Annotated in this window: 25 protein-coding genes and 12 pseudogenes; 33 read left to right on the forward strand and 4 right to left on the reverse strand. The window is 68.2% G+C overall.

What is annotated here, in order from left to right:
* The 23 genes and pseudogenes from rplD (at position 1) to LP418_RS16715 (ending at position 13,134) form a co-directional block, all read left to right on the forward strand.
* Positions 1 to 919 (forward strand): annotated as a pseudogene (gene rplD, locus LP418_RS33670) (50S ribosomal protein L4, sunset domain variant).
* On the forward strand, positions 916 to 1,221 hold the full coding sequence (gene rplW / locus LP418_RS16610) for a 50S ribosomal protein L23 (protein WP_257952910.1): 306 nt from the start codon (positions 916 to 918) through the stop codon (positions 1,219 to 1,221). The pseudogene rplD and the gene rplW overlap by 4 nt, the downstream one beginning before the upstream one ends.
* Before the next feature lie 25 nt (positions 1,222 to 1,246).
* A pseudogene (gene rplB, locus LP418_RS16615) lies at positions 1,247 to 2,084 on the forward strand (50S ribosomal protein L2).
* Between the two features lie 5 nt (positions 2,085 to 2,089).
* Positions 2,090 to 2,372, forward strand: a pseudogene (gene rpsS / locus LP418_RS16620) (30S ribosomal protein S19).
* Positions 2,369 to 2,797, forward strand: coding sequence for a 50S ribosomal protein L22 (gene rplV, locus LP418_RS16625; RefSeq protein WP_257952911.1), 429 nt, complete (start codon positions 2,369 to 2,371; stop codon positions 2,795 to 2,797). Before rpsS ends, rplV begins: the two are co-directional and overlap by 4 nt.
* Positions 2,797 to 3,644, forward strand: a pseudogene (gene rpsC, locus LP418_RS16630) (30S ribosomal protein S3). Before rplV ends, rpsC begins: the two are co-directional and overlap by 1 nt.
* 4 nt (positions 3,645 to 3,648) lie before the next feature.
* A pseudogene (gene rplP / locus LP418_RS16635) lies at positions 3,649 to 4,069 on the forward strand (50S ribosomal protein L16).
* On the forward strand, positions 4,069 to 4,317 hold the full coding sequence (gene rpmC / locus LP418_RS16640) for a 50S ribosomal protein L29 (protein WP_272496273.1): 249 nt from the start codon (positions 4,069 to 4,071) through the stop codon (positions 4,315 to 4,317). The pseudogene rplP and the gene rpmC overlap by 1 nt, the downstream one beginning before the upstream one ends.
* The gene (rpsQ, locus tag LP418_RS16645; protein WP_257952912.1) at positions 4,314 to 4,598 is read left to right on the forward strand and encodes a 30S ribosomal protein S17; all 285 of its coding nucleotides are present in this window, start codon (positions 4,314 to 4,316) and stop codon (positions 4,596 to 4,598) included. Before rpmC ends, rpsQ begins: the two co-directional genes overlap by 4 nt.
* 105 nt (positions 4,599 to 4,703) lie before the next feature.
* Complete coding sequence (gene rplN, locus LP418_RS16650) at positions 4,704 to 5,072, forward strand: 50S ribosomal protein L14 (protein WP_257952913.1); 369 nt, start codon at positions 4,704 to 4,706, stop codon at positions 5,070 to 5,072.
* A gap of 3 nt (positions 5,073 to 5,075) precedes the next feature.
* Positions 5,076 to 5,427: pseudogene (gene rplX, locus LP418_RS16655) on the forward strand (50S ribosomal protein L24).
* A 1-nt stretch (position 5,428) separates the two neighbouring features.
* On the forward strand, positions 5,429 to 5,992 hold the full coding sequence (gene rplE, locus LP418_RS16660) for a 50S ribosomal protein L5 (protein WP_272496274.1): 564 nt from the start codon (positions 5,429 to 5,431) through the stop codon (positions 5,990 to 5,992).
* 1 nt (position 5,993) lies between these two features.
* Complete coding sequence (locus tag LP418_RS16665; protein WP_257952914.1) at positions 5,994 to 6,179, forward strand: type Z 30S ribosomal protein S14; 186 nt, start codon at positions 5,994 to 5,996, stop codon at positions 6,177 to 6,179.
* Between the two features lie 76 nt (positions 6,180 to 6,255).
* Positions 6,256 to 6,664 (forward strand): annotated as a pseudogene (rpsH, locus tag LP418_RS16670) (30S ribosomal protein S8).
* 32 nt (positions 6,665 to 6,696) lie between these two features.
* Positions 6,697 to 7,239, forward strand: a complete 543-nt coding sequence (gene rplF, locus LP418_RS16675) for a 50S ribosomal protein L6 (RefSeq protein ID WP_257952915.1) — start codon at positions 6,697 to 6,699, stop codon at positions 7,237 to 7,239.
* Between the two features lies 1 nt (position 7,240).
* The gene (gene rplR / locus LP418_RS16680) at positions 7,241 to 7,624 is read left to right on the forward strand and encodes a 50S ribosomal protein L18 (RefSeq protein WP_257952916.1); all 384 of its coding nucleotides are present in this window, start codon (positions 7,241 to 7,243) and stop codon (positions 7,622 to 7,624) included.
* 45 nt (positions 7,625 to 7,669) lie between these two features.
* A pseudogene (rpsE, locus tag LP418_RS16685) lies at positions 7,670 to 8,307 on the forward strand (30S ribosomal protein S5).
* Positions 8,307 to 8,489 (forward strand): 50S ribosomal protein L30, encoded by a 183-nt coding sequence (gene rpmD / locus LP418_RS16690; RefSeq protein ID WP_257952917.1) that lies wholly within the window; start codon positions 8,307 to 8,309, stop codon positions 8,487 to 8,489. Before rpsE ends, rpmD begins: the two are co-directional and overlap by 1 nt.
* Before the next feature lies 1 nt (position 8,490).
* Positions 8,491 to 8,936: pseudogene (gene rplO, locus LP418_RS16695) on the forward strand (50S ribosomal protein L15).
* A 211-nt stretch (positions 8,937 to 9,147) separates the two neighbouring features.
* A pseudogene (gene secY, locus LP418_RS16700) lies at positions 9,148 to 10,444 on the forward strand (preprotein translocase subunit SecY).
* A pseudogene (locus LP418_RS16705) lies at positions 10,445 to 11,021 on the forward strand (adenylate kinase). It begins immediately after the preceding pseudogene.
* A gap of 63 nt (positions 11,022 to 11,084) precedes the next feature.
* Positions 11,085 to 11,855: pseudogene (gene map, locus LP418_RS16710) on the forward strand (type I methionyl aminopeptidase).
* Between the two features lie 235 nt (positions 11,856 to 12,090).
* A complete protein-coding gene (locus tag LP418_RS16715) occupies positions 12,091 to 13,134 on the forward strand; it encodes a TerC/Alx family metal homeostasis membrane protein (protein ID WP_257952918.1) in 1,044 nt (347 codons plus the stop codon).
* A gap of 34 nt (positions 13,135 to 13,168) precedes the next feature.
* Here the strand turns inward: LP418_RS16715 and LP418_RS16720 are convergent, their stop codons facing one another.
* The 4 genes from LP418_RS16720 to LP418_RS16735 all read right to left on the reverse strand — a co-directional run bounded on the left by LP418_RS16720 (position 13,169) and on the right by LP418_RS16735 (position 16,555).
* Complete coding sequence (locus tag LP418_RS16720) at positions 13,169 to 13,786, reverse strand: HNH endonuclease family protein (protein WP_257952919.1); 618 nt, start codon at positions 13,784 to 13,786, stop codon at positions 13,169 to 13,171.
* Between the two features lie 164 nt (positions 13,787 to 13,950).
* A complete protein-coding gene (locus LP418_RS16725) occupies positions 13,951 to 15,348 on the reverse strand; it encodes a serine/threonine-protein kinase (protein ID WP_257952920.1) in 1,398 nt (465 codons plus the stop codon).
* Between the two features lie 8 nt (positions 15,349 to 15,356).
* Positions 15,357 to 16,232 (reverse strand): FHA domain-containing protein, encoded by an 876-nt coding sequence (locus LP418_RS16730; RefSeq protein WP_257952921.1) that lies wholly within the window; start codon positions 16,230 to 16,232, stop codon positions 15,357 to 15,359.
* Complete coding sequence (locus tag LP418_RS16735) at positions 16,175 to 16,555, reverse strand: hypothetical protein (RefSeq protein ID WP_257952922.1); 381 nt, start codon at positions 16,553 to 16,555, stop codon at positions 16,175 to 16,177. The genes LP418_RS16730 and LP418_RS16735 overlap by 58 nt, the downstream gene beginning before the upstream one ends.
* Before the next feature lie 225 nt (positions 16,556 to 16,780).
* Here LP418_RS16735 and LP418_RS16740 point away from each other — a divergent pair, with 225 nt between their 5' ends.
* The 10 genes from LP418_RS16740 to LP418_RS16785 all read left to right on the forward strand — a co-directional run bounded on the left by LP418_RS16740 (position 16,781) and on the right by LP418_RS16785 (position 26,390).
* Complete coding sequence (locus LP418_RS16740; RefSeq protein WP_257952923.1) at positions 16,781 to 19,141, forward strand: Ig-like domain-containing protein; 2,361 nt, start codon at positions 16,781 to 16,783, stop codon at positions 19,139 to 19,141.
* Entirely contained in the window at positions 19,138 to 19,749 is a 612-nt protein-coding gene (locus tag LP418_RS16745; protein WP_257952924.1) for a hypothetical protein, read from the forward strand. Before LP418_RS16740 ends, LP418_RS16745 begins: the two co-directional genes overlap by 4 nt.
* On the forward strand, positions 19,727 to 20,026 hold the full coding sequence (locus tag LP418_RS16750) for a hypothetical protein (RefSeq protein WP_257952925.1): 300 nt from the start codon (positions 19,727 to 19,729) through the stop codon (positions 20,024 to 20,026). The genes LP418_RS16745 and LP418_RS16750 overlap by 23 nt, the downstream gene beginning before the upstream one ends.
* Positions 19,953 to 20,411 (forward strand): hypothetical protein, encoded by a 459-nt coding sequence (locus LP418_RS16755; RefSeq protein WP_257952926.1) that lies wholly within the window; start codon positions 19,953 to 19,955, stop codon positions 20,409 to 20,411. Before LP418_RS16750 ends, LP418_RS16755 begins: the two co-directional genes overlap by 74 nt.
* Before the next feature lie 400 nt (positions 20,412 to 20,811).
* The gene (locus LP418_RS16760; RefSeq protein ID WP_257952927.1) at positions 20,812 to 22,386 is read left to right on the forward strand and encodes a fibronectin type III domain-containing protein; all 1,575 of its coding nucleotides are present in this window, start codon (positions 20,812 to 20,814) and stop codon (positions 22,384 to 22,386) included.
* Between the two features lie 28 nt (positions 22,387 to 22,414).
* Complete coding sequence (locus LP418_RS16765) at positions 22,415 to 22,648, forward strand: hypothetical protein (protein WP_257952928.1); 234 nt, start codon at positions 22,415 to 22,417, stop codon at positions 22,646 to 22,648.
* 412 nt (positions 22,649 to 23,060) lie between these two features.
* Positions 23,061 to 24,029 carry an AAA family ATPase gene (locus LP418_RS16770; RefSeq protein WP_257952929.1) on the forward strand — a complete coding sequence of 323 codons (969 nt, stop codon included), beginning with the start codon at positions 23,061 to 23,063 and terminating at the stop codon, positions 24,027 to 24,029.
* An 8-nt stretch (positions 24,030 to 24,037) separates the two neighbouring features.
* Positions 24,038 to 24,313, forward strand: a complete 276-nt coding sequence (locus LP418_RS16775; RefSeq protein WP_257952930.1) for a hypothetical protein — start codon at positions 24,038 to 24,040, stop codon at positions 24,311 to 24,313.
* 35 nt (positions 24,314 to 24,348) lie between these two features.
* Positions 24,349 to 25,215: a DUF58 domain-containing protein gene (locus tag LP418_RS16780; RefSeq protein WP_257952931.1), complete on the forward strand. Its 867-nt coding sequence runs from the start codon at positions 24,349 to 24,351 to the stop codon at positions 25,213 to 25,215.
* Positions 25,212 to 26,390: a hypothetical protein gene (locus tag LP418_RS16785; RefSeq protein WP_257952932.1), complete on the forward strand. Its 1,179-nt coding sequence runs from the start codon at positions 25,212 to 25,214 to the stop codon at positions 26,388 to 26,390. Before LP418_RS16780 ends, LP418_RS16785 begins: the two co-directional genes overlap by 4 nt.
* Position 26,391: the final 1 nt, after the last annotated feature.

Consider the following 26,391-nt stretch of genomic DNA (forward strand, 5'->3'; position numbering starts at 1 on the left):
ATGGCTACCAAGACTGTCAAGGTTGACTTCCCCGCCGAGATCTTCGACGTCGACGTCAACGTCCCGCTGATCCACCGAGTCGTCGTCGCGCAGCAGGCTGCTGCTCGTCAGGGCACCCACTCCACCAAGCGTCGCGGTGAAGTCCGCGGTGGTGGACGCAAGCCCTACAAGCAGAAGGGCACCGGCCGCGCCCGTCAGGGCTCGACCCGCGCTCCGCAGTTCGCCGGCGGTGGCATCGTGCACGGCCCCAAGCCGCGCGACTACAGCGAGCGGACCCCCAAGAAGATGAAGGCTGCCGCCCTGCGCGGTGCCCTCTCCGACCGGGCCCGCAACGAGCGCATCCACGTCGTCGACGGCCTGATCGCCGGCGACAAGCCCTCCACCAAGACGGCCCCGGCCGCGCTGACCGCTCTGAGCGAGCGCGTCCGCTTCCCCGGTGGTCCTCGAGCGCAGCGACTCCGTCACGTGGCTCTCGCTGCGCAACGCGCCGCAGGTGCACATCGTGGCGGTTGACCAGCTCAACACCTACGACGTGCTCGCCAGCGACGACGTCGTCTTCACCACGGGCGCCTACGAGGCCTTCGTGAGTGGTGCGGCTGCCAAGGCCAGTGCCCGCAAGTTCGTCGTCGTCGACGCACCTGCTGACGCCAAGACCGAGGTCAAGGCGTTCGCGGACGTTCCCGAGACCTCCGCCGACGAGGCCCCGGCCCTGCCGGCGGGTGCCAAGGCGCCGCTCAAGAGCGGCAACGCTCCCAAGGGCTACGAGATCAAGGGCAACGCCGACTCGGGTCTCTACCACGAGCCCGACGGCCAGTGGTACGACGCCACGGTGGCCGAGTTCTGGTTCAAGAGTGCCGAGGACGCAGAGGCCGCTGGCTTCAAGCGTGCCGGTGGCGCTGCCAAGGAGGACGACAAGTGAGCACCCTGCACAAGGACCACCGCGACATCCTGATCGCACCGGTCGTCTCCGAGAAGAGCTACAGCCTCCTCGACGCCAACAAGTACACGTTCATCGTGCGTCCGAGCGCCAACAAGACCGAGATCAAGATTGCGGTCGAGAAGATCTTCAACGTCAAGGTGACCTCGGTCAACACGATCAACCGCCGGGGCAAGACGCGTCGCACCAAGACCGGCCTCGGCAAGCGCGCCAACACCAAGCGCGCAATCGTCAGCCTCGCTGAGGGTCACCGCATCGACATCTTCGGCGGTCCGGTCTCCTGACCGGGTTGTACGAATAGGAACTGATATGGCTATCCGCAAGTACAAGCCGACCACCCCGGGCCGTCGTGGCTCCTCGGTGGCCGACTTCGTCGAGATCACTCGGACCACGCCCGAGAAGTCGCTGACGCGTCCGCTGCCCAAGAACGGCGGCCGCAACAACCGGGGGCGCATCACCACCCGGCACAAGGGTGGCGGCCACAAGCGCGCCTACCGCATCATCGACTTCCGTCGCTACGACAAGGACGGCGTGCCGGCCAAGGTCGCTCACATCGAGTACGACCCCAACCGCACGGCGCGCATCGCGCTGCTGCACTACGTCGACGGCGAGAAGCGCTACATCGTGGCCCCCAAGGGTCTCGAGCAGGGCACGCCCGTCGAGTCCGGCCCCAACGCCGACATCAAGCCCGGTAACAACCTGCCGCTGCGCAACATCCCGGTCGGTACCACCATCCACTGCGTGGAGCTTCGTCCGGGCGGCGGCGCCAAGATCGCCCGCTCGGCCGGCAACTCCGCCCAGCTGGTGGCCCGCGAGGGCAGCCGCGCCACGCTGCGTCTGCCTTCGGGCGAGATGCGCTTCGTCGACGTGCGCTGCCGCGCCACGATCGGCGAGGTCGGCAACGCCGAGCAGTCCAACATCAACTGGGGCAAGGCTGGCCGCATGCGCTGGAAGGGCGTTCGCCCGACCGTGCGCGGTGTCGTCATGAACCCGGTCGACCACCCGCACGGTGGTGGTGAGGGCAAGACGTCCGGTGGTCGCCACCCGGTGTCGCCCCCGGGGCCAGAAGGAAGGCCGCACGCGCAAGCGCAAGGCCTCCGACTCCCAGATCATCCGTCGTCGCAAGTCCGGCAAGGGTAGGAAGTAACAGCTATGCCTCGCAGCCTGAAGAAGGGCCCCTTCATCGACGACCACCTTCAGAAGAAGGTGGACGCCGAGAACGACAAGGGCACCCACAACGTCATCAAGACTCCGGTCACGCCGGTCGATGATCGTGCCCGACATGATCGGTCACACCATCGCGGTGCACGACGGTCGCAAGCACGTTCCCGTGTTCGTCACCGACTCGATGGTCGGTCACAAGCTCGGTGAGTTCGCACCGACGCGGACCTACAAGGGTCACGTCAAGGAAGACCGGAAGGGAAAGCGCCGATGAGCGTCACCGAGCGCCAGCGCACGAGCGCCCGCCGCGAGACCCTGCTGGGCGACCAGCCCGGGGCCTTCGCGAGCGCCCGCTACGTCCGTATCACCCCCATGAAGGCCCGCCGTGTCGTCGACATGGTCCGCGGTCTTCCCGTCGACGACGCTCTGTCGCTCCTGCAGTTCGCGCCGCAGGCCGCCTCGGAGACCGTCTACAAGGTGCTGGAGAGCGCCATCGCCAATGCCGAGACCACCGAGGGCCTGCCGAAGGCTGACCTCGTCGTCTCCGTCGCGATGGTCGACGAGGGCCCGACGATGAAGCGTTGGCGTCCGCGTGCGCAGGGTCGTGCGACCCGCATCAACAAGCGCACCAGCCACATCACGCTCGTCGTGCAGCCGGCCGACGTCGCCGCCGCGAAGAAGAACGGAAGGAATGCCTGATGGGTCAGAAGATCAACCCGAACGGGTTCCGCCCGGGCATCTCGACGGACCACAAGAGCCGTTGGTACGCCGACAAGCTCTACAAGTCCTACGTCGGTGAGGACGTCGCGATCCGTCGCCTGCTCTCCAAGGGCATGGAACGGGCCGGCATCTCCAAGGTCGAGATCGAGCGCACCCGCGACCGCGTGCGAGTGGACATCCACACCGCGGTCCGGGCATCGTCATCGGTCGCCGTGGCGCCGAGGCCGACCGCATCCGCGGCGAGCTCGAGAAGCTCACCGGCAAGCAGGTGCAGCTGAACATCCTCGAGGTCAAGAACCCCGAGATCGACGCCCAGCTCGTCGCCCGGGGAGTTGCCGAGCAGCTCTCCGGTCGCGTGCAGTTCCGTCGTGCGATGAAGAAGGCCATGCAGACCTCGATGCGCTCCGGTGCCAAGGGCATCCGGATCCAGTGCTCGGGTCGTCTCAACGGCGCCGAGATGTCGCGCACCGAGTTCTACCGCGAGGGTCGCGTTCCGCTGCACACGCTGCGTGCCGACATCGACTACGGCTTCTACGAGGCCAAGACGACCTTCGGCCGCATCGGCGTGAAGGTCTGGATCTACAAGGGTGAGGTTGCCGGCACGCGTGCCGAGCGCCGAGCGCAGGCTGCTGCTCGCGCCGGTGCTCCGGGTCGCGGTGGCGCAGGCGGCGCTGGTGGTCGTCCCACCCGCGGCGGCGAGCGTCCGAGCCGTGGCACCCGCACCGACCGTCCCGCTCGCTCCGACGCCCCCGCCGAGGCCGCTGCTCCCGCCGCGACCGACGCTCCGGCTGTTGAGGCTGCGGCCACGACCGGACAGGAGGGCTGAAGCAATGTTGATGCCCCGTCGCGTCAAGCACCGCAAGCAGCACCACCCCAAGCGGACCGGTGCGGCCAAGGGCGGCACGAAGCTCGCCTTCGGTGACTTCGGCATCCAGGGCGATCGAGGGTCACTACGTGACCAACCGACAGATCGAGTCGGCCCGTATCGCCATGACCCGCCACATCAAGCGAGGCGGAAAGGTCTGGATCAACATCTACCCGGACCGCCCGCTGACCAAGAAGCCCGCCGAGACCCGCATGGGTTCCGGTAAGGGTTCGCCCGAGTGGTGGGTGGCCAACGTCAAGCCCGGCCGCGTCATGTTCGAACTTTCCGGTGTGGACGAGGAGACCGCTCGCGAGGCCATGCGCCGCGCGATGCACAAGCTCCCCATGAAGTGCCGGTTCATTTCCCGCGAGGCAGGTGAATTCTGATGAGCAACAAGCTGAATGCCTTCGAGCTCGACGAGCTCAACGCTGTCGACCTCGAGTCGAAGCTCCGCGAGGCCAAGGAGGAGCTGTTCAACCTCCGCTTCCGGGCGGCCACCGGCCAGCTGGAGAGCCACGGTCGTCTCCGGACGGTCAAGAAGGACATTGCCCGGATCTACACCGTGGTGCGTGAGCGCGAGCTCGGAATCCGCAGCACCCCGGGAAGCACCAACACTGAAGAGGCCAGCGCATGAGCGAGACCACTGAGACCACCCAGGACCGGGCGCGCAACCAGCGCAAGGTCCGCGAGGGCTCGGTCGTGAGCGACAAGATGGACAAGACCATCGTCGTCACGGTCGAGGACCGCGTGAAGCACGCGCTCTACGGCAAGGTCATGCGTCGGACCTCGCGCCTCAAGGCGCACGACGAGGAGAACCAGTGCGGCATCGGCGACCGGGTCCTGATCATGGAGACCCGTCCGCTGTCGGCCACCAAGCGCTGGCGCCTCGTCGAGGTCCTCGAGAAGGCCAAGTGACCTGAGGCTTCACCGCCTCTGAGCTTCACCTCACCACACATCCGTTCGGCCGGGCTCGCGATCCTCTGAGATCGGTGAGAACCAGCTCGACAACCGGGAGAAATAATGATCCAGCAGGAGTCGCGACTCAAGGTCGCCGACAACACCGGTGCAAAGGAGATCCTCTGCATCCGTGTTCTCGGTGGCTCGGGCCGTCGCTACGCCGGCATCGGTGACGTCATCGTCGCCACTGTCAAGGATGCGATCCCCGGTGGCAACGTCAAGAAGGGCGACGTCGTCAAGGCCGTCATCGTGCGCACCGTCAAGGAGCGCCGTCGTGCCGATGGTTCCTACATCAAGTTCGACGAGAACGCCGCCGTGATCCTCAAGGCCGATGGCGAGCCGCGAGGCACCCGCATCTTCGGCCCCGTGGGCCGCGAGCTGCGCGAGAAGAAGTTCATGAAGATCATCTCGCTCGCCCCCGAGGTGTTGTGAGAGATGGGTAAAGGCATGAATATCAAGAAGGGCGACACCGTCAAGGTGATCGCGGGCAAGGACAAGGGCGCCGAAGGCAAGGTCATCTCGGTGCTCCGTGAGGATCAGCGCGTGATCGTCGAGGGTGTCAACCGCGTCAAGCGGCACACCAAGGCGGTCCAGGGGTGGCAACACCGGCGGCATCATCACGGCCGAGGCCCCCATCCACGTCAGCAACGTCATGCTCGTCGAGGGTGACGGCGTCACCCGCGTCGGTTTCCGTCGCGACGAGGTGACCAAGCGTCGCGCCGACGGCTCGACGTACCCCGCAGAGCGCAGCGTTCGCGTGTCGCGCAAGACCGGTAAGGAGATCTGAGATGGCTGAGACCACCACCGAGATCCCGCGCCTCAAGGCTCGCTACCGCGCGGAGATCATTCCGGCGCTGCAGACCGAGTTCGACATCAAGAACATCATGCAGGTCCCCGGCCTGACCAAGATCGTCGTGAACATGGGTGTGGGCGAAGCTGCTCGCGACTCCAAGCTCATCGAAGGCGCGATCAAGGACCTGACCGCGATCACCGGCCAGAAGCCGTCGGTGACCAAGGCTCGCAAGTCGATCGCCCAGTTCAAGCTGCGCGAGGGTATGCCGATCGGCGCCCACGTCACGCTGCGTGGCGACCGCATGTGGGAGTTCCTCGACCGCCTGCTGTCCCTCGCCCTGCCGCGCATCCGCGACTTCCGCGGGCTCAGTGCCCAGCAGTTCGACGGTCGTGGCAACTACACGTTCGGTCTGACCGAGCAGGTCATGTTCCACGAGATCGACCAGGACAAGATCGACCGCTCGCGCGGTATGGACATCACGGTCGTCACCACCGCCACCAACGACGACGAGGGTCGCGCCCTGCTCAAGCAGCTCGGCTTCCCGTTCAAGGAGAACTGACATGGCGAAGACTTCGCTCAAGGTCAAGGCCGCCCGCAAGCCCAAGTTCGCGGTTCGTGGCTACACCCGTTGCCAGCGCTGCGGCCGCCCCAAGGCGGTCTACCGCAAGTTCGGCCTGTGCCGGATCTGCCTGCGCGAGATGGCACACCGTGGCGAGCTGCCCGGCGTGACCAAGTCCTCCCGGTAAGCCACCAGACTTTCACCTCACAACCGCTGAAGGTCCGCCCAGCGCGGAAACCACAGAAGAGAGAGAACATCCAGCTATGACCATGACTGACCCGATCGCAGACATGCTGACGCGTCTGCGCAACGCCAACCAGGGCGTACCACGACGAGGTGTCGATGCCCTTCAGCAAGATGAAGGAAGGCCTCGCCGAGATCCTCAAGCAGGAGGGCTACATCACGTCGTTCGACGTGAAGGAGCCGACTGAGGGTGAGGTCGGCAAGACGCTGATCGTCACGCTCAAGTACGGCCGCAACCGCGAGCGCTCCATCGCCGGGGTCCGCCGCATCAGCAAGCCCGGTCTCCGGGTCTACGCCAAGGCCACGGGTCTCCCGAAGGTCCTCGGCGGGCTGGGTGTCGCGATCATCTCGACGAGCCGGGGCCTCCTGACCGACCGCCGGGCCAACCAGAAGGGCGTGGGCGGAGAAGTCCTCGCCTACGTCTGGTAATCCGGACTACTAGACCAGAAGGAGAAACAAGCATGTCGCGTATTGGCAGGCTCCCCATCCCGGTCCCGTCCGGTGTCGATGTTGCCATCGACCGGGCGACGGTCACCGTCAAGGGCCCCAAGGGCACGCTCAGCCACACCGTGGCCACGCCCATCGTGGTGGAGAAGGGTGAGGACGGCGTCCTCTCCGTCAACCGCCCGAACGACGAGCGCGAAAGCCGCTCGCTGCACGGTCTGACCCGCACCCTGATCAACAACATGGTTGTCGGCGTCACCGAGGGCTACGAGAAGAAGCTCGAGATCGTGGGCGTGGGTTACCGCGTGCTGCCCAAGGGCCCCACGCAGCTCGAGTTCCAGCTCGGCTACTCCCACCCGATCGTGTTCGACGCACCTGAGGGCATCACGTTCACGACCGAGGGCCCGACCAAGCTCGGCGTCGTCGGTATCGACAAGCAGCTCGTGGGTGAGGTCGCGGCCAAGATCCGCAAGCTGCGCAAGCCTGAGCCCTACAAGGGCAAGGGCGTGCGTTACTCCGGCGAGCACATCCGCCGCAAGGTCGGAAAGGCCGGTAAGTGACATGGCTATCTCACTGAGCAACAACAAGCACACCGCTGGTCGCGTCAAGTCGCGTCTGCGTCGTCAGGTCCGAGGCCGCAAGCGCGTCTCCGGCACTGCCGAGCGTCCGCGCTCGGTCGTCACCAAGTCGGCCAAGCACCTCTCTGTCCGGGTCGTTGACGACCTGCAGGGTGCGACGCTGGCCTACGCCTCCACCATGGAGGCCGACGTCCGCGCCGCCGCAGGTGACAAGACTGCCAAGGCAGTCAAGGTCGGTGAGCTCGTTGCCGAGCGCGCCAAGGCCGCTGGCATCGACGCAGTCGTCTTCGACCGCGCCGGCAACAAGTACCACGGCCGCATCGCGGCCCTTGCAGACGCCGCCCGTGAGGGCGGACTGTCGTTCTGATCGCCAACGCGGTAAGAGAGAGATCTTAGATATGGAGCACATCTCATGAGCGGAGCCCAGCGCGGACAGCGCAGCGGTGGCTCGGGCGACCGTCGTCAGCGTGACGACCGTCGCGGTGGCGGCGCTGAAAAGTCTGTCTACATCGAGGCGCGTCGTAGCCATCAACCGAGTTGCCAAGGTCGTGAAGGGTGGTCGTCGCTTCAGCTTCACCGCCCTCGTGATCGTGGGCGACGGCGACGGTCTCGTCGGCGTCGGCTACGGCAAGGCGAAGGAAGTTCCCGCGGCGATCGCCAAGGGTGTCGAGGAAGCCAAGAAGTCCTTCTTCAAGGTTCCCCGCATCCGGGGCACCATCCCGCACCCGGTCCAGGGGCGAGAAGGCGGCAGGCGTCGTCCTGCTCCGCCCGGCGTCCCCCGGTACCGGTGTCATCGCCGGTGGTCCCGTGCGCGCGGTTCTCGAGTGCGCCGGCATCCACGACGTCCTGAGCAAGTCGCTCGGTTCCTCCAACCAGATCAACATCGTCCACGCCACCGTGGCCGCGCTGAAGATGCTGGAAGAGCCCGAGCAGGTCGCCGCTCGTCGCGGCCTGACCGTCGAGCAGGTCACCCCGGCCGCGATCCTCAAGGCTCGCGAGGCCGGCAAGGTCGAGGCCGCTGCTGCGGCCGCTGCGGGGGTGTCGTCCTGATGGCCCAGCTCAAGGTCACGCAGAACAAGGGCCTCATCGGTCTCAAGCAGAACCAGCGCGACACTCTGCGCTCGCTGGGCCTGAAGCGGATCAACGATGTGGTCGTCAAGGAGGACCGCCCGGAGATCCGGGGCATGGTCCAGACCGTCCGTCACCCGGTGACGGTCGAGGAGGTCGACTGACATGGCTGCTCTCAAGCTGCACCACCTGCGCCCCGCACCGGGCGCCAAGACCGCCAAGACCCGCGTGGGTCGCGGTGAGGGCTCCAAGGGCAAGACCGCGGGCCGCGGTACCAAGGGCACCAAGGCTCGCTACCGGGTTCCGGTCGCCTTCGAAGGTGGCCAGATGCCGATCCACATGCGTCTGCCCAAGCTGAAGGGGTTCAAGAACCCGTTCAAGGTGGAGTTCCGGGTCGTCAACCTCGACAAGCTGGGCGAGCTCTTCCCGCAGGGTGGAGCCGTCTCGGTCGAGGACCCGGTCGCCAACGGCGCGGTCCGCAAGGGCCAGCCGGTCAAGGTGCTCGGCCGGGGGGCGACATCAACGTCGCCGTCCGGGTCAGCGCCAACGTGTTCTCGGGCTCCGCCAAGGAGAAGATCGAGGCCGCTGGCGGCACCGCCACGGTGGTCTGAGGACCATCACCGAACATCGCTAGATCGCTGCCCGGCCGAACAGTGGGAACTGTGCGGCCGGGCTTGCGCGTTCACCGGGGCAACTGGACAGTCACGTCACTGTTAGGCTTCCCCGGGCCCTCTCGGAGGTAGTCCCACTAGTTTCACCGAGGGTTTCATCGGCCGGGTCAGGACGCCTCCTGCGCCGGCAACGCATCAGAAAGAGGATCCTGTGCTCAGCGCGTTCGCCAACGCTTTCCGCACGCCGGACCTGCGGCGCAAGCTGCTGTTCGTCCTGCTGATTGTCATGATCTTCCGGCTCGGCTCCCGGGTGCCGACGCCCGGTGTCCACGTTGCCAACGTCGATGCGTGCCTCAACGACGTGGAGTCCAACGGGCTCTACCAGCTCGTCAACCTGTTCTCCGGTGGTGCGCTGCTCCAGCTGACGATCTTCGCGCTGGGGATCATGCCCTACATCACCGCCAGCATCATTCTGCAGCTGCTCGTCGTGGTGATCCCGCGGCTCGAAGCGCTGAAGAAGGAGGGCCGGGCGGGCCAGACCAAGATCACGCAGTACACGCGCTACCTCACGCTTGGCCTCGCGCTGCTCCGGGCCACCGGGATCGTGGCGCTGGCGCGCTCCGGCAACCTGCTCCGGGGGCTGTGACCGCGACCTGCTGCACAGCGACAGCACCGCGACCTTCCTGACGATGGTCATCACCATGACCGCCGGCACCGCCGTCATCATGTGGCTCGGCGAGCTCATCACCGACCGCGGCATCGGCAACGGCATGTCGATCATGATCTTCTGCCGGGTCGTCGCGACGTTCCCGTCCTCGTTGTGGGGCGTCCAGACGTCGCAAGGCTGGGCCGTCTTCGCGATCGTGATGGTGATCGGCCTGATCCCGGTCGCGGCCGTCATCTTCATCGAGCAGGCGCAGCGACGCATCCCCGTGCAGTACGCCCGACGCATGGTCGGTCGCAAGATGTTCGGTGGCTCGTCGACGTACATCCCGCTCAAGGTCAACCAGGCCGGCATCATCCCGGTCATCTTCGCCAGCTCGCTGCTCTACCTCCCGGCGATGGCTGTGCAGTTCAACCAGACCAGCACGTCACCCGTGCTGCAGTTCATCAACAAGTATCTGGTCAGTGGCGACAACCCCCTCTACATGGCGGTCTACTTCCTGCTGATCATCTTCTTCACGTACTTCTACGTCTCGATCACCTTCAACCCCGAAGAGGTCGCTGACAACATGAAGAAGTACGGCGGCTTCATCCCCGGGATCCGGGCGGGCAAGCCGACCGAGGACTACCTCGCATATGTCTTGTCCCGCATCACGTTCCCCGGAGCGATGTACCTCGGCCTCATCTCGCTGGTGCCGCTGATCGCGTTTGCCATGATCAACGCCGACCAGAACTTCCCCTTCGGCGGCACCTCGATCCTGATCATGGTCGGCGTCGCGCTGGACACCGTGAAGCAGATCGAGAGCCAGCTCCAGCAGCGCAACTACGAAGGGTTCCTGCGTTAAATGAGACTCATCATCATGGGCCCGCCCGGCGCGGGCAAGGGCACCCGTGCGAAGTTCATCGCCGAGCACTTCGCCATCCCGGCCATCTCGACCGGAGACATCTTCCGGGCCAACGTCACCCGGGGCACCGAGCTGGGCATCGAGGCCAAGCGCTACATGGACGCCGGCGAATACGTCCCCGACGAGGTCACCAACAAGATGGTGCGCAACCGCATCGACGAGCCCGACGCTGACCCCGGCTTCCTGCTCGACGGCTACCCGCGCACCCTCGCGCAGGTCGAAGAGCTCGACGGGATGATCAAGCACACCGGTCACGCCCTCGACGCCGTGGTCGTGCTCACGGTCAACCGGGACGAGGTCGTCGAGCGGCTGCTCCAGCGGGCCGAGACCGAGGGTCGCGCCGACGACACCGCGGACGTGATCCGCCGGCGCCGGGGAGATCTACGCCGAGGAGACCGCGCCGCTGATCGAGGTCTACCGCCAGCGCAACCTGATCATCGAGGTCGACGGCCTCGGTGAGATCGACGACGTCACCCAGCGCATCTTCGACGCGCTGGATGTCGTGCCGCAGAGCTGACTGAACCAGTGGTGTTCGCCAACCGGGGCCTCGGAGATCAAGACCCGCGCCCAGATCGACAAGATGCGGGTCGCCGGGCTCCCGGTGGGGAGACCCTCGAGCTGTTGCGCGCGGCCGCCCGCCCGGGTGTGACCACCGGCGAGCTCGACGCGATCGCCGAGGCCAACATCCGCGACCACGGCGGCATCCCGTCGTTCAAGGGATACAGCCACCCGCCCTTCCCGGCCACGATCTGTGCGTCGGTCAATGACGAGGTCGTGCACGGCATCCCCGGCCAGCGTGTGCTGGCCGACGGCGACATCATCTCCATCGACTGCGGTGCGATCGTCGACGGCTGGCACGGCGACGCCGCGATCACGGTAGCGATCGGTGAGGTCGCTGCCGAGGTCACCGAGCTCATGCGGGTCACCGAGGCAGCCTTGTGGGCGGGTCTGGCCGCGGCCCGGCTCGGAGGGCGTGTCACCGACATCTCGCACGCCGTCGAGCGTCACGTCCGCAGCCGGGGGAGCTACGGCATCCTCGAGGACTACACCGGACACGGCATCGGAACCGAGATGCACATGGCGCCCAACGTCCCCAACTTCGGTCGCCCGGGCAAGGGCCCGACGCTCGTGGAGGGCCTCGCCCTTGCGGTCGAGCCGATGGTGACCCTCGGGTCGAAGGAGACCGACCTCCTCGAGGACGACTGGACCGTAGCCACGATCGACGGGTCGATGGCCGCCCACTTCCGAGCACACCTTCACGCTCACGCCCGAGGGCACCCGGGTGCTGACGGCCGTCGACGGTGGGGCCGCACGCCTCGCCGAGCTCGGAGTCCCGTTCGGCGGTCGCTGAAGCGGTCGGCGCGTGGGCGAGTTCGCGTCGCCGTACACACGCGTGAAAGACTGACGACACAGGAGGGGAGTATTCCCCGTGATGGTGTCGTCAGTACAGGCGCGGGCGCGAGCCCACACCCGGTGCCATCGGTTCGCGTGCGCAGGAGTCGCGAGCGGAAGAGACCTCCGGAGTCCTACGTACGCGCGGTGAATGCCGTGTGCAGTCCCGATCCACTCCGGAGGAGAATCCACACGTGAATGCAATTCTCGGCGACTCGGTCGCCTCACCCGCAGTCTGGGCGATCACGATCGTCGTGACCGTGGGGGTGCTGCTGGTCGACCTGCTCGTCATCGCCCGGCGCCCGCACGAGCCCACCATGGGCGAGGTATCACGCCACCCGGCGCTCTTCGTGGGCATGGCGATCGTCTTCGGCGTGGCACTGCTCGTCTTCGCCCACCCGCACGAGCTCTCGCCCAACCCCGGGGCGGAGTTCTTCGCCGGCTGGCTGACGGAGTACAGCCTCTCGGTCGACAACCTGTTCATCTTCATCATCATCATGAACAGCTTTGCCGTGCCCCGGCAGTTCCAGCAGACGGCGCTGATGATCGGCATCGTGCTGGCCCTGATCATGCGGGCGATCTTCATCATCGTGGGCGCCGCCGCAGTCAACGAGTTCAGCTGGGTCTTCTACCTCTTCGGCCTCTTCCTCGTGTACACCGCCGTCAAGCTGGCCAAGGAGGGCGGTGAGGACGAGGACGAGTACGAGGAGAACCGCCCGGTGAAGTTCGCGGAGAACCACCTGCCGGCCACCAAGGAATGGAACGGGACCAAACTCTTCAGCCCGGAGAACGGCAAGCGCGTCATCACCCCGATGTTCCCGGTGGTGCTGACCCTCGGCACGACCGACCTGCTGTTCGCGCTCGACTCGATCCCGGCGATCTACGGCCTCACCCAGGACCCCTACCTCGTCTTCACCGCCAACATCTTCGCGCTGATGGGCCTGCGCCAGCTCTACTTCCTGATCGGCGGCCTGCTCCAGCGCCTGATCTACCTGTCCTACGGGCTCGCGTTCCTGCTCGCCTTCATCGGCGTCAAGCTGATCCTGCACGCGATGCACGAGAACGAGCTGCCCTTCATCAACGGCGGCCACGGCATCCACTGGGCGCCCGAGATCCCGATCTGGTTGTCGCTCGTGGTCATCATCGGCACCCCGGCCGTCACCGCGGTCGCGTCCCCGGGTGGTCTCCGGTCGGATGACCGCGGCCGAGCAGGACGCCGCAACGGGTCCTCGCCGTGACTGGGACAACGACTGAATCAGCAGCCGAGGCTGCTCAGCACTCCGGGCGGCGCAGTGTCGCCTCGTCGGCGCTGGTGATCGGAAGGTCCCACGCCACTGCCACCCGGAGATACTTCCGCGCATAGGTGCAGTGGTAGCGCCGGCGAGGCGGCAGCCACTCCGAGGGGCTCGACGCCTCCTTGGCGTCGTTGGCGGCGGCCGAGACGGCGAGCAGCCCGCGCCGGACGTCGTTCGCGAAGGCTGTACGGCGACGCTGCGGCCACGCCCGGGCGCCGCCGTGCCACGCCTCGGCCAGCGGGTAGATGTGGTCGATCGAGATGTAGTAACCGTCGTCCTGCCACGTCAGCCGACGACCGGTGTAGGGGTCTGTGAGCCGGGCGTCGTAGATGCGGCACTTCGATCCCCACCGCATCTCGATGTCGCGCATCTGCTGGAGCAGCACGTCTTCGCGGGTGGTGCACCCGTTGTGGGCGAACGGGCCGTCGTGGTCGTCGGTCCACGGCTCGCCGGAGACGCAGGCCCCCGGATCGCAGTCGCGGTCGTAGCCGGGGTGGTAGGGCTCAGTGGCCACGACCTCGACGGCCGACAGCAGCCGATCGACCCGGGAGTCGTCCGCGGCCTGCGCGGGGGTGGGCAGCGGCGTACAGGCCATGGCGAGTGCCGCGACGATGAGGCGACCCCTTGCCGCAAGCGGCTGCGGGGTTCGCGAGGAGCGCCCGCCGCGACTACGTCGCGGGAGACGCCCCCTTGCCGCAAGCGGCTGCGGGGTTCGCGAGGAGCGCCCGCCGCGACTACGTCGCGTCCGCCGCTCCTCGCTCAGGGCACGCACTCGTTGGCCGTGGGCGACTCGTCGGAACCGCGCACCCGGCGCACCTCGAGGCACACCTGCTCGTCGCTGGTGATCCCGGCGGAGAGCCCGGTCGTGCGTTCGAAGGTCTCGGCGCCGACCTCCTGCCAGATCCACTCGTCGCCGGCGTCCACGGACTCCGGGCTGTCCCACCGGAACACCACCGCGCCGCCCTTGCGCTGTCCGCTGAGGCTCGGCGGACGCGTGAGGGTGTCGGCGATGAGCGGCGATGGCGTGTCGGAGGTGGTGGGGGTGACGGGCGGGGGCTCGTCGCGGCCACCGCCTCCGCTGAGGATCAGGCCGCCCACCGGGGCGATCGTGGCCACCACACCGATGACGGCCCACACGATGCCCGAGACCCGGCGGTCGTCGGGCTCGGTCTCGGGCGTGGTCTGCGCCGTCGCGATCCGGCGCGGACCCGAGGCGGAGATCACCGTGACGGCCTTCATCACAGTCCGGTCCTCCTCCGGCTCCGGTTCGGCGGCCGCCACCGAGGAGTCGTGACGATCGCCCTCCACCGCCACGCCGGTCCGCGGCCAGTTGGCGGCGGCCTCGATCTGTTGCAGGCTGCGCGCGAGCTCGAGGGCACTCTGCGGACGGTGGGCGGGGTTCTTGGCCGGGCACTGCTGGAGCAGCCGGTCGAGTGCCGGCGGCACGTCCGAGCGCTGGGTGGCCGGTGCGGCGGCGTGCAGGATGCGAGCGCTGAGCGCCCGGGTCGAGTTGTCACCGGAGGGAATCGAGAACGGGGAACGACCGACGAGCAGGTGCCAGATCGTGGCGCCCGGGGAGTAGACGTCGGAGACCACGGACCCGTTGGAGCGCCCGTCGAGCAGCTCGGGCGGCGACCGGGGGTAGGAGATGCGCACGTCGCTCTCGCCCGCCACGTCGGCGATGTGCCCGGCGATGCCGAAGTCGGTGAGCGCCGGCTCGTGGTAGGTCGTGACCAGCACGTTGCTGGGCTTGATGTCGCGGTGCAGGATGCCCGAGCGGTGCGCGGTCTCGATGGCGCTGGCCAGCTTGATACCGGTGCTGACGGCGTCCACGACCGCCATCGGGTTGGACCGCACGCGCACGCCGAGGTCGGGCGGCGGGCAGTAGCGCATCACGAGGTAGGGCCGGCCGCCGTCGGCGGTGACGCCGGCGGTGATCACCGAGACGATGTAGGGGTGGTCGGCCAGCGTGGCCATCGCGTTGGCCTCGGCCGTGAAGAGCTGCTTCTCGCGGTCGTTGAGGGGGACGTCGGGGCGCACCACCTTGACGGCGACGCGCTGGCGGGGCCACTGCTGCTCGTAGAGGAAGACATCGGCGAAACCGCCACTGCCCAGGTGCTCGACGAACGTGAAGCCACCGATGACTGGTGCACTCATCGGGGAACTCACCGTGGCACCACCGGGCCGACCTCGAAGCGGACCTCGTAGACCTCGGCCGAGTCGAGACGGCAACCGGGCTCGAGGACATAGGCCTCGCCGGCGCGCATTCGTTCGGGATCGCGTCCGGGCATGGTGAGCATCGTGCCACCCCGCGAATCGAGGTCGCGCGCCGGGACGTTCCAGCCGTCGAGCTCGATGTGCAGGTGCATGCGCGACACGAACGTGTGGTCGGCGGGCAGGTGCACGAGGTGCGGCCAGTCGGTGCTGTCCTCGAGTGGTGCCGGCTTGCGTCCCAGCACGACACCGCGATCGAGCGGCACGACCTCCCCGGTGGGCAGGCGGAGTCCGCCCAGCGTGGGCCGCGGCACACGGTGCGGCTCCCGGGGAGCCACTGGCTGGCGACAGACCCGGCACGACCTGCTGTCGGCCGGCGTCAGGTGTCCGCTGGGACAGTTGATCGCGAGCACGAGGTCGGAGGTCTCGTGGCGCAGGTGCGCGGCGAGCTCCGGTCGGTGCACGGTGGACCCGTCGTGGTCGTCGACCGGCTCGTCGACAGGTCCCTCGGCGCCCGGCGGCTGGATGGTGGTGTGCGTGCCCTCGGAGATCCGCTCGATGAACGCGGGGTCGGGCTCGGTCGTGTCGGTGAGGGAGCCGGTGTCGTGGTCGCGGTCGGGCGCGGACCGGCGACGCTGTCGCGGGGGAGGACCATCGGGCCCGCTCGCGGCAAGGATCGAGTCCGGGATGCCGTCGATGAGCAGGCCGCCGGCCGGCGGAGGTGGTGTGGCGTGGACTCGGGGCGGCGCCGTGCGGTGGGCGAGTGGCTTCAGCGTCGCGCGCGAAGCGGCCACGACGCCCCCGGCGAGGCGGCGCAGTCGCGGCATCGCGTCCGGGTCCGAGCCACCCTCGAGCGAGAGGACCCGATCGGCGCCGGACACGCGGACGTGTCCGCTGCCCCGCGAGATGGACGTTGATCCGCCGTTGGCGAGGTCGACGATCGCCAAGCCGGGGGCGCGCCCCCGAAGGCCTTCTCCACGATCGCCAGCACCTGCTCGGTGATCGGCGTGTCGCTCGCGCGCGCGCCCGAGATCACGTCCCAGATCTCGTCCGGGACGTCGTCGTCTCCCGGGTCGGTCACGAGCACCCAGTGATCCCCCGCGCCGAGAAGGACGCCATCCCCTGCGGCGTACCCGGTCTCCACGACCACGCTTGCCTCCTCACCCCGTTGAGTGGCCACTGCTGTCATACCTTGCCCCATGCCCGGTCATGCGACCTGTCAACCATGGTCGCTGATGAGACGCCACTCTGTCTCAACTTGTCCTCAAGCGCACACCTACATACGCTCACCGTGCGGCTTTTCGGGTTAGTCGCACAGCTTCGTAGGGGGACGCTGGTGGCACGCGCTGGATTCATACGTCGGCACAAGGCTGCCGTGGCGTCCAACACTGCCCCGGTGCTGGCCGCAGGTGCGGTCATCGGCTATGCCGTGGCGGCCGACGGCTACCGGGCCCACGAGGCCCAGCTGAACGACGGAGGCATCTGGGTCGTCCACGGCGATCGCGGCATCAACGGCCGGATCAACAAGCCGATCAACCAGCTCGACACGATCGTCTACGGCGAGAACGGCGGCGACCGAGACCTCGACATCGTGCAGGACGGCGCGGCCGTCGCCGCGATCGATCGCAAGGCAGGCACGGCCCAGGTCATCGATCCGCTGACCTCGAAGTTCGACGCCACGGGCAAGATCTCGATCCCCACCGACGGCGACCTGCAGATGGCGGGCGGCACGTTCGCGTCCATCGATCCCGAGACAGGCGACCTGTGGGCAGTGCGACTCGACCCGCAGCGGGGCAAGCCGCTCATCTCGCCGCTGGACGTCCGGGCCAAGGCCGTGACGACCGTCGGTGACGGAGCGGCCCTGACGGTGACGCAGTCGGGGACCGTGATCGCCACGTCCGCCGAGGAGGGCACGGTCACCTACCTCGTCCCCGACGGAGACCTGTTCGAGAAGCCCCGCGAGGAGGACCTGCCCGACGAGGCGGGTTCGCCCACGAGTCTCACCGCGGTCGGCGAGACCGTCGTCACCCTCGACGGCGCCAGTGGCGAGCTGGCCGTGCTCGACGGCGCCACCACGACGGTGCCCGAGGGCAGCGTGCTCCAGCAGGCTGGCCCGGACGCCACCTCCGTGCTGGTCACCACGCCCGACAGCCTGCGCAGCGTCGATCTCGAGTCCGGCGACACCAGTGTCGTGGGCGAGGGGAGCGGCAGGGCGATCGAGTCCGTCCGGCTCGGTGCCTGTTCGTATGCCGCCCGGTCGGGCGGCCTCGGCGAGCTGATCGTGCAGTGTGGTGCCGACGGCGCGCAGCACTCGACGCTCGGCGGCAAGGCGAGCAACCTCTCCTTCCGGGTCAACCGCGGACAGATCGTCCTCAACGACGACAGCAGCGGGACCGTGTGGGACCCGGACGACCGGGCACCCGAGGAGATCGACAACTGGAACGCCTTCACCAAGAGCAAGAACGTGAAGGACGAGGACAAGAAGAACCGGGGAGCAGAGCTCGGGCGAGCGCACTCCGCCCGAGGCGAAGGCCGACAACTACGGCGCTCGCGCGGGGCGAGTGACGGTCCTGCACCCCCGGACAACGACTCGGCCCCCGAAGGGCGGCTGCTGAGCATCGTCAACGTGGAGCAGCCCACGGGAGACGCCACGGCGGAGATCAGTCCCGACGGCCAGACCATCGTGCTCCGGCTGCCGGACAAGGCCCGCAACACCTCGTTCGACTACTACATCGACGACGGCCGGAGCAACTTCAGTGCCCATGCGACGGTCAGCGTCGCCGTACGCGGAAATGGCGAGAACGAGCGGCCCGCACTGCGCAACGGCTTCGAACCCCGCAGGTGGCGAACGCCCGCCAACGGGGCGGTCACGGTCCCGGTGCTCTCCGACTGGCGCGACGACTCCGACGGCGACAGCCTCGTCCTCGATTCCGCGGTGGTGCTCGGCGCCGGCGAATCGGGCGCCGTTGCCCGCACGACCTCCGACGGGAGGATCCGCTTCACGGGCTCGCGCCGGGGCGGCGACACGTACCGGGTGGAGTACACCGTCAGCGACGGTCGCTCGGAGCCGGTGAAGGAGACGATCACCTTCGACGTGCAGGAGGAGCGCGACCGCGAGACCTACCCGGCGACCGCCGAGCCCGACGTCGTCCGCGGCGAAGAGGGCCAGCCGATCAAGATCCGGCCCCTGCTCAACGACCTGCCCGGCTCGGACCCCGGCGACCCGAATGCCGAGCTGCTGCTCGGTGGCAAGATCCCTGCGCAGACCGGCGCGACGATCAAGACGGACCTTGAGAGCGGCGTCATCACGTTCACCGCCGACAAGCCGGACACCTACTTCATCGAGTACGACGCGGCGTTCGGCAAGGCCGGGCTCGACTCGGAGACGATCCGCATCGACGTACGCCCTCGTCCCAAGTCGCCCGGTGACCCGATCGCGATGCCGGACAACCTGACGGTCTTCGGCCGGGGCGCCGGGATCGTCGACGTCCTTGCCAACGACCCGGATCCCGCGGGGTGGCCTGCTCGTGGTCCAACGTGCTGTCGCCGACAACCGCAACCCCGGTCGACGTCGCGATCATCGACGGTCGCTGGTTGCGGATCTCCGCGAGCCGGGGCGACCTGTCGCCCAATCCGCAGCTCGTGCACTACACGATCAGCAACGGCTCCACCTCGGGCATCGAGGGGGAGGTCTCGGTCAGCCAGCGACCGGCGCCGTCCGACAACTCGCCGGTGACCACGCCCGACCGGGTGCACGTGCGCAGTGGTTCATCGGTCACCGCGCCCGTGCTCGACAACGACATCTCCCCGTCGGGCGACCGGCTCTCGCTGGTCGCCGACGCGGCGCAGGAGGTCCCCGGTCAGCTCGAGATCGACCGGTTGGTCGGTGTCAAGGGAGACATCGGCACCGCCTTCGTGTCCGGTCGCAACATCCGCTACATCGCTCCGGACCTCAAGGAGCAGGACTCGTTCGACGTTCGCTACATCGCGCGCCCCACGACCGGGGAGACGTCGATCGGGCGACTGACGGTGGTCGTCACCCCGACCAAGGCCCCCAACACTGCTCCCGATCCGCCGACGCTCGAGGGCCGCGTGGTCTCGGGCGGCGTCATCAAGGTCAGGCTGCCCGGTAGCGGCATCGACGCTGAAGGCGATCCGGTCACGGTGTCGGGCATCACGTCCGCACCGACACGGGGCCGCATCAGCTCCTTCGGGGGCAACTTCCTCGAGTACCGGGGCCTATCCGCGCATGACGGGCACCGACGAGTTCGAGTACTCCGTCGTCGACAGCCACGGGGCCGTCGCGACCGGACTTGTGCGCGTGGCCGTCGTGCCGCCCGGTGAGCCCCAGCCTCCGCTCGCGGTGGCCGACCAGCTCACGGTCGAGCCCGGCCGGACCGCCGTCTTCGACCCGATCGCCAACGACTACGTCGCGCCCGGCGACGAGGTCAAGCTCCGGCTGGTCGACGAGCCCGAAGGTGTCGAGATCGACCGGGACACCAACCTCGGTCTCCGTGCCTGCGTCGACGACCACCAAGGGCACGGCGGTGATCGTCGTCTACGAGATCTCCAACGGCATCTCCACCTCGAGGGCCACGTTGCGCGTCGACACCGCGGATGACTTCAAGAACCCGCCGGTCGTCTTCGACTCCTTCGGCCGGGCCGACGACAGTGATCGCGTCGCGGTCGACGTCCTCGGGGGCGCCTACGACCCCGACGGCACCGTTGCCGACCTCAAGGTGGCGGAGGTCTACGCCGCCGAGGGCGCGGCCACCGTCAACGGCTCCACGATCAAGGTGACTCGCGGGGCCGACCCGATCGTGGTCCCCTTCCGGGTCGAGGACGCTGACGGCGCGGCGGCAACCGCGTCGTTGTACGTACCGCCGACCGGGACCGGGATCCCCTACGTGAAGCCGGGCGCGGAGATCATGATCGACGAGGGGGCTCGGCCAAGGGCGAGCTCAAGGACTACGTCGTCAATCCGTCCGGAGGAACGTTGCGGCTGACCGGGCGCCAGTCCGTGTCGGCCTCGCCGACGGATCTGGAGACGCAGCGTACGGGCGACGACTCGTTCGAGGTGTCCGCCCGACCCGGCTACCGCGGCCCGGGAGCCCTTCTGCTGGAAGTCACGACGGCGACCAACGAGGCAGGCAACGAGGACCCGCAGGACCCGACTGACGGTTACACCGCCCTGCTGTCGATCCCGGTCCGGGTCGGGGACGACACCCCCGTGCTGGAGTGCCCGCAGACCACCATTCCGATGCCCGCAGGCAAGACCTTCGAGCTCGACGTCGCGTCCTTCTGCAACGTCTGGACACTCGATCCGGCTGACGCCGCCACGCTGGACTACGAGGGCACTGGACCAGCGAGCTCGACGGGCTCACCGTCTCAGGCAACGGCACTCCGGTGCTTCGCGTCGCCGCCGATGAGGACGCGAGCAGAGGTGGCGAGGCCACGCTGTCCATCACCGCCGAGGGCAGCGAGCCGGCCGACGTGCGCTTCCGCCCGGAAAGCGCGTCCCCGCCGACCATGCTGGCGATCCGCGGTGAGGAGCTCGAGGCGGGGAAGTCCCGCGACCTAGACCCGGCTCGCTACCTCGTGTCCGATCTTGCCGCCCCCTCACCGAGGGTCCTCTCGGCCGACCTGATCAGTGGCTCGGGTGTGACGGCCAACCCGGATGGTCAGTCCGGGGTCACGCTCCGGGCGGGTCCAGATGCCAAGGGCACCGTCGTCTTCCGCGTCGTCATGAGCGACATCGACGACTCGTCCGCCGGCCCCGCGCGCCGCGCTGAGGGACGGCTCGAGGTCGAGGTCGCCGGACTGCCGGGTGAACCCAGTGAGCCCTACGACTACACCAACGTGGAGAAGGGCGCCATCCGCCTCGGGTGGTTCGCGCCCAAGGACGACGGTGGCTCGCCGATCACCGGTTACGTGCTCAGGGAGGAGCGGTCGGGTGACACACGCAAGTGCCGCACCACCAGCTGCGACTTCACGGGCCTGAAGGAGAGCAAGGACTACAACTTCCGCGTCGCGGCCGTGAACAAGGTCGGGCAGGGACCGTGGAGCGACCTGTCGAGGACGGCGTACGCCGACACGCGACCTGCCCGGGTCTCCAACGTCCGGATGATCAGCCGCGGCGACCACACGATCACGATCGGCTGGTCGAAGCCCGAGAGCGCCACGCCGATCAAGCAGTACCGCATCAGCTGGCTGGGCCAGCCGGCAGTCCCGGTGGCCGGCACCCAGCTGCAGCTGCCCGTGAGCAGTCTGGACAACAACCAGAAGTACATCTTCTCGGTCGAGGCAGAGAACAGTGTGGGCTGGTCGCCACGTCGCGACTCCATCCCGCTGCAGCCACTGGGGACGCCCGCGCCGCCGGTCGGGCTCACCGTCGTCGATCGACAGTCCGGAGTCGACAACACCGACGTCGCGGCGACTCGGACGGCGACCCTGCCCGAGGGGCCGGCGCCGACGCTCTACACGCTCCTCTACTCCGCAAACGCTGGACCGGTCGCACCCGTCCCGGGCTGCAGTCGCATCCAGGCGACGACCTGCACGCACTCAGGTGTGGCATACGACGGCGTCAACTACTCCTACGTCGTGCAGGCCCACAACCTCAAGAACACCTCCGCGGACAGCGCGCCGGTCACCTTCGAGGCGGTCGGCAAACCGGCCAACTGGGGGGCGATCACCGTTGTCCCCACCGGAGTGGACGGTGAGGCCAGGGGTCACCGGCACCGCACCCGAGTCGCGGGGCGACGTCGCCCGTGCCGCCATCCTCGTCGGCGGCGGAGTCGCCCGGGAGAACAACGTGGCCCCGGGGCAGGTCATCAACGAGCTCGTGAGGACGGGTGGCAACGACACGGCCTATCCCGTCGTGATGCGGATGTGCAACGAGTTCGCCGCCAAGGTCGGCTGCAGCACCTCGGAGCAGAAGGTCGTCCAGACCTACGGTCCATTGCGGCCCGAACACATTGCTGAGCCCACTGCGGTGGTCAACGGAGTCAACGTGACTCGGACCATCAGCGGCACGTCGAACGGCGACGCGGCTCGGGTCGGCGTCAGCATCGACGGCGGCGCGGAAGAGGTCTTCGCGCAGGGCGCCCCGGGGACTTTCCAGTTCACCAAGACCGTCACGGTGTCCGACTACAACACACGCACCAACATCGCGGTCCGGCTCTTCGACGACAACCCCGCCGGTCGAGGTGAGGCCGTGAAGTTCAACCAGGGTCGACTCCGGTGATCCGCCGCCACCCGTTCTCTCGCTCTACAAGCGGGTCGGCTGCAACGACGGTGACGTCGACGCCGACGGGAATCCGATCACCAGCAACGACTGCACCGACGGGCGGTTGCTCGGTCAGGACTGCATGGAGGCCAGCTGCGGGAAGCTCGGCTTCCCGGGTCACCGGTGCCCGCGCCGTCTACGGCTGCTGGGTCTCCGGCGGCGACGGCCGCGAGTTCTCCGAGACGTACAGCTACATCGGCAACCTGAGCGGGGGGCGACACCGCCACCGACTGGGTGTTCAAGCGGGGAACGGTCGAGGTGACCTGTGAGTCGGGGAGCGGCGGCAACAAGTACTTCAAGGTCACCCAATCCTTCAGCTGGCCCGGATGACCAGACTCACCCCGAACCGAATCAGACAACGAGGAGCACGATGACCATCTCGCACGAGCAGGCCGACTGGTTCAAGAAGACCTTCGACCAGCTGACCGACAACATGGAGATCGCCGTGCTGGGCAAGCGGCACGTCGTCCGGCTGGCCCTCACGTGCCTGCTGTCGGAGGGTCACATCCTCCTCGAGGACTTCCCCGGCACGGGCAAGACCATGCTGGCGCGGGCGCTCGCCAACACGGTGCAGGGCTCCAATGCCCGCATCCAGTTCACGCCCGACCTGCTGCCCTCCGACGTCATCGGGGTCACGGTCTACGACCAGCACAAAGGCACGTTCGACTTCCACCCCGGTCCGATCTTCCACACGATCGTGCTCGCCGACGAGATCAACCGCGCCTCGCCGAAGACGCAGTCGGCGCTGCTCGAGGTGATGGAGGAGAGCCGCGTCACCGTCGACGGTGTGGCCCACTCCGTGGGGCGGCCGTTCCCGGTGATCGCCACCCAGAACCCGATCGAGCAGGCCGGCACCTACCGCCTGCCCGAGGCCCAGCTCGACCGCTTCCTGATGAAGACGTCGATGGGCTATCCCGACCGCGCAGCCACGATCGAGCTCCTCGTCAACGCCGCAGTGCGCGACCGGGCCTCGCTGGTCACGCCCGTCATCACGGCCGCCACGATCTCCCAGATGAGTGGTCTCGCCGACCGTGTCTACGTCGATCCCGCGGTCGTGGGCTACGTCGCCGAGCTGGCCGAGGAGTCGCGACGCCAGCCGCACGTCAAGCTCGGCCTGTCGGCGCGTGGCTGCCCGGCCTTCATCCGCGTCGCCAAGACTCGGGCCGCGGCCGACGGCCGTGACCACGTGGTGCCGGACGACATCAAGGAGCTCGCCGAGCCCGTGCTGTCGCACCGCCTGCTCCTCGACGCCGAGGCGCAGTTCAGCGGGGTCAGCGTCCAGACCGTCATCGGTCGACTGCTCGACGCGGTCGCGCCCCCGACCGACCGGGTGGCCTGAGTCAGCTGATGGAGCGGGTCAAGCAGCTGCTGACGATCGTGCGCCCGGTGGGGTGGCTGATCCTCGGCCTCGGAATCGGTGCGTTGTACGTCGCGACGCTGGCCAACTGGCGTGAGCTCGCCGTGATCGCTGCCGCCTGCCTGCTGCTCCTCCTGCTCGCGGTCCCCTTCCTCATCGGGCGCACCAACGTCTCGGTCGACCTGCGGCTCGAGCCCGAGCGGGTGGCCGCGGGGAGTCGGTCGCCGCCGGGGTCATCGTCAAGAACATCGCCAACGGTCGACTGATCCCCACCACCCTCGAGGTCCCGGTCGGCTCGTCGATGCACCGCTACGGCATCTCGTCGCTGCCGGCAGGCGGTCGTCACGAGGAGGCGTTCACGATCCGCACCGAGCACCGCGGGGTGATCTCCGTGGGACCGGCCACGACCCGTCGTGGTGACCCGATCGGCATCTTCTCCCGTGACATGGTCTGGACGCCCGTACGCGAGGTGCTGGTCCGGCCCACCATGGTGCCGCTGGACTCGTTGGGCGCGGGACTGCTGCGCGACCTCGAGGGTGTCTCGACCGATGCGTTGTCGCAGAGCGACCTCGCCTTCCACGCCCTGCGTGAATACGTCCCCGGTGACGACCTCCGCCACATCCACTGGCGTTCGTCGGCCAAGGTGATGGCCTCCGGCGGCGAGTCCAGCCTGTTGGTGCGGCAATACCTCGACACCGGGCGCAGCCACGCCGCGATCGTGGTCGACGACGTCGAGTCCTCCCGGGCGGACCCCGACGACTTCCGAGACGGCCATGTCCGTCGCGGCCTCCATCGCCGTACGCGCCGTGCTGGACGAGTTCGACGTGTCCTTCGTCTGCGGCGAGACCGCGTCGACCGGCAACGACGGGCACTGCCCCCGGACGCCGTCTGCCGCGCCGAGCACGGCCGCACCGGCATCGTGAAGTCCGCTCGCCGCGCCACCCGTGTCGCGCCCGACTGCAGCCTGCTCTTCCTCATCGGCGGCCCCGACACCGAGTTCACCGACCTGTTGCGAGGTGCGGCGGCCTTCCCGCCGGAGGTACGCCGCTACGCGATCCTCATCGACCCGTCGGGCACCAGTCGGGTCACCGAGACCGGCGGGCTGCCGGTGCTGCACCTCGCGGAGAAGCAGGACCTCGGCGGCCTTCTCCTCTGGAGCGTCAAGTGAGCACGCAGTCGTCCAACCTCGACACGGTCACGCGGTCGCGACGCAGCCGCGTGCTGCCGGACCCGGCGACCCTCCTCGACCTGCTGTTCGTCCTGCTCCTCAGCGCGCTGGCACTGAGCGGTTTCGCGACGTCGTTCACCGGTGTCGGCTTCCTCGTGGTGGGCGTCATCGGCGTCGTCCTCGGCATCGTGGTGACGCACTCGACCCGCGCCCTCGGCTGGCCCCCCGGTGGCGCCCTTCTTGATCCCGGCCGTGCTGTTCTTCCTGCTGGGCGGGCCGCTGTGCCTGCGAGCTGTCGGCGACACCGCCTTCCTGCCGGGCGGCTCGACCCTCGGCACGCTGGTGGACCAGGCCATCTTCGGCTGGAAGGACATGCTGACGACGCTCCCCCGGTGGACGGCGACGGCCCGTTGCTCGTCCTGCCGTGGCTGCTGGGCCTCGTGGCCGGTCTGGTCGGCACCGCCCTGAGCGGTGTCCGTCTCTCTCGCTCTCGGCTGAGCGCCCTGCTGCCGGTGCTGGGCCTGACCGGCATCCCGGTCGTGGTCATCCTCCTCGGCGTGCGCCACCCGCAGTCCGTCCCGGTGCAGGGCTCGGTCTTCGCTGCGGCCGCGCTCGGCTGGTTGGCGATCCGGGCGCGTCGGGCCTCGGCGACGGTCCACGGCGGCTCATCCGGGTGGGGCCGGGTCGCCCTCGGCGCCGGGCTGGTCGTGCTGGCATCGGCGCTGGCGCTACCGGCGAGCGCTCTGGTCACCGGTGACGACGACGAGGGCCGGACGGTCGCCCGGACCCGGGTCGAGCCACCGTTCGACATCGGGCGCTACCCGTCGCCGCTGGCGGGGTTCCTGCAAGTACATCGACACGGGGGCCAACGAGGAGCTCGCCAACGTCTACGACAAGGTCCTGTTCACCGTGAAGGGTGCCGACGGTCAGCGGATCCGGATCGCCGCGATGGACATGTACGACGGGATGGTCTGGGGCGCCTCCAACGACGCCCTGCCCGGGACCGCCGACGACTCGTTCCAGCGGGTGTCCTCGACGATCGACAATCCGGTCGAGGGCGAGAAGGTCGAGGCAACGGTCACGATCGGCGAGGGCTACGACGGAGTGTGGTTGCCGACGATCGGAGCCCTGCAAGGGGTGGACTTCCGCCTCGGCGACCCGGAGGCCAAGGCTGAG

This window comes from Nocardioides sp. B-3 (assembly GCF_024703895.1).
GTDB lineage: Bacteria > Actinomycetota > Actinomycetes > Propionibacteriales > Nocardioidaceae > Nocardioides.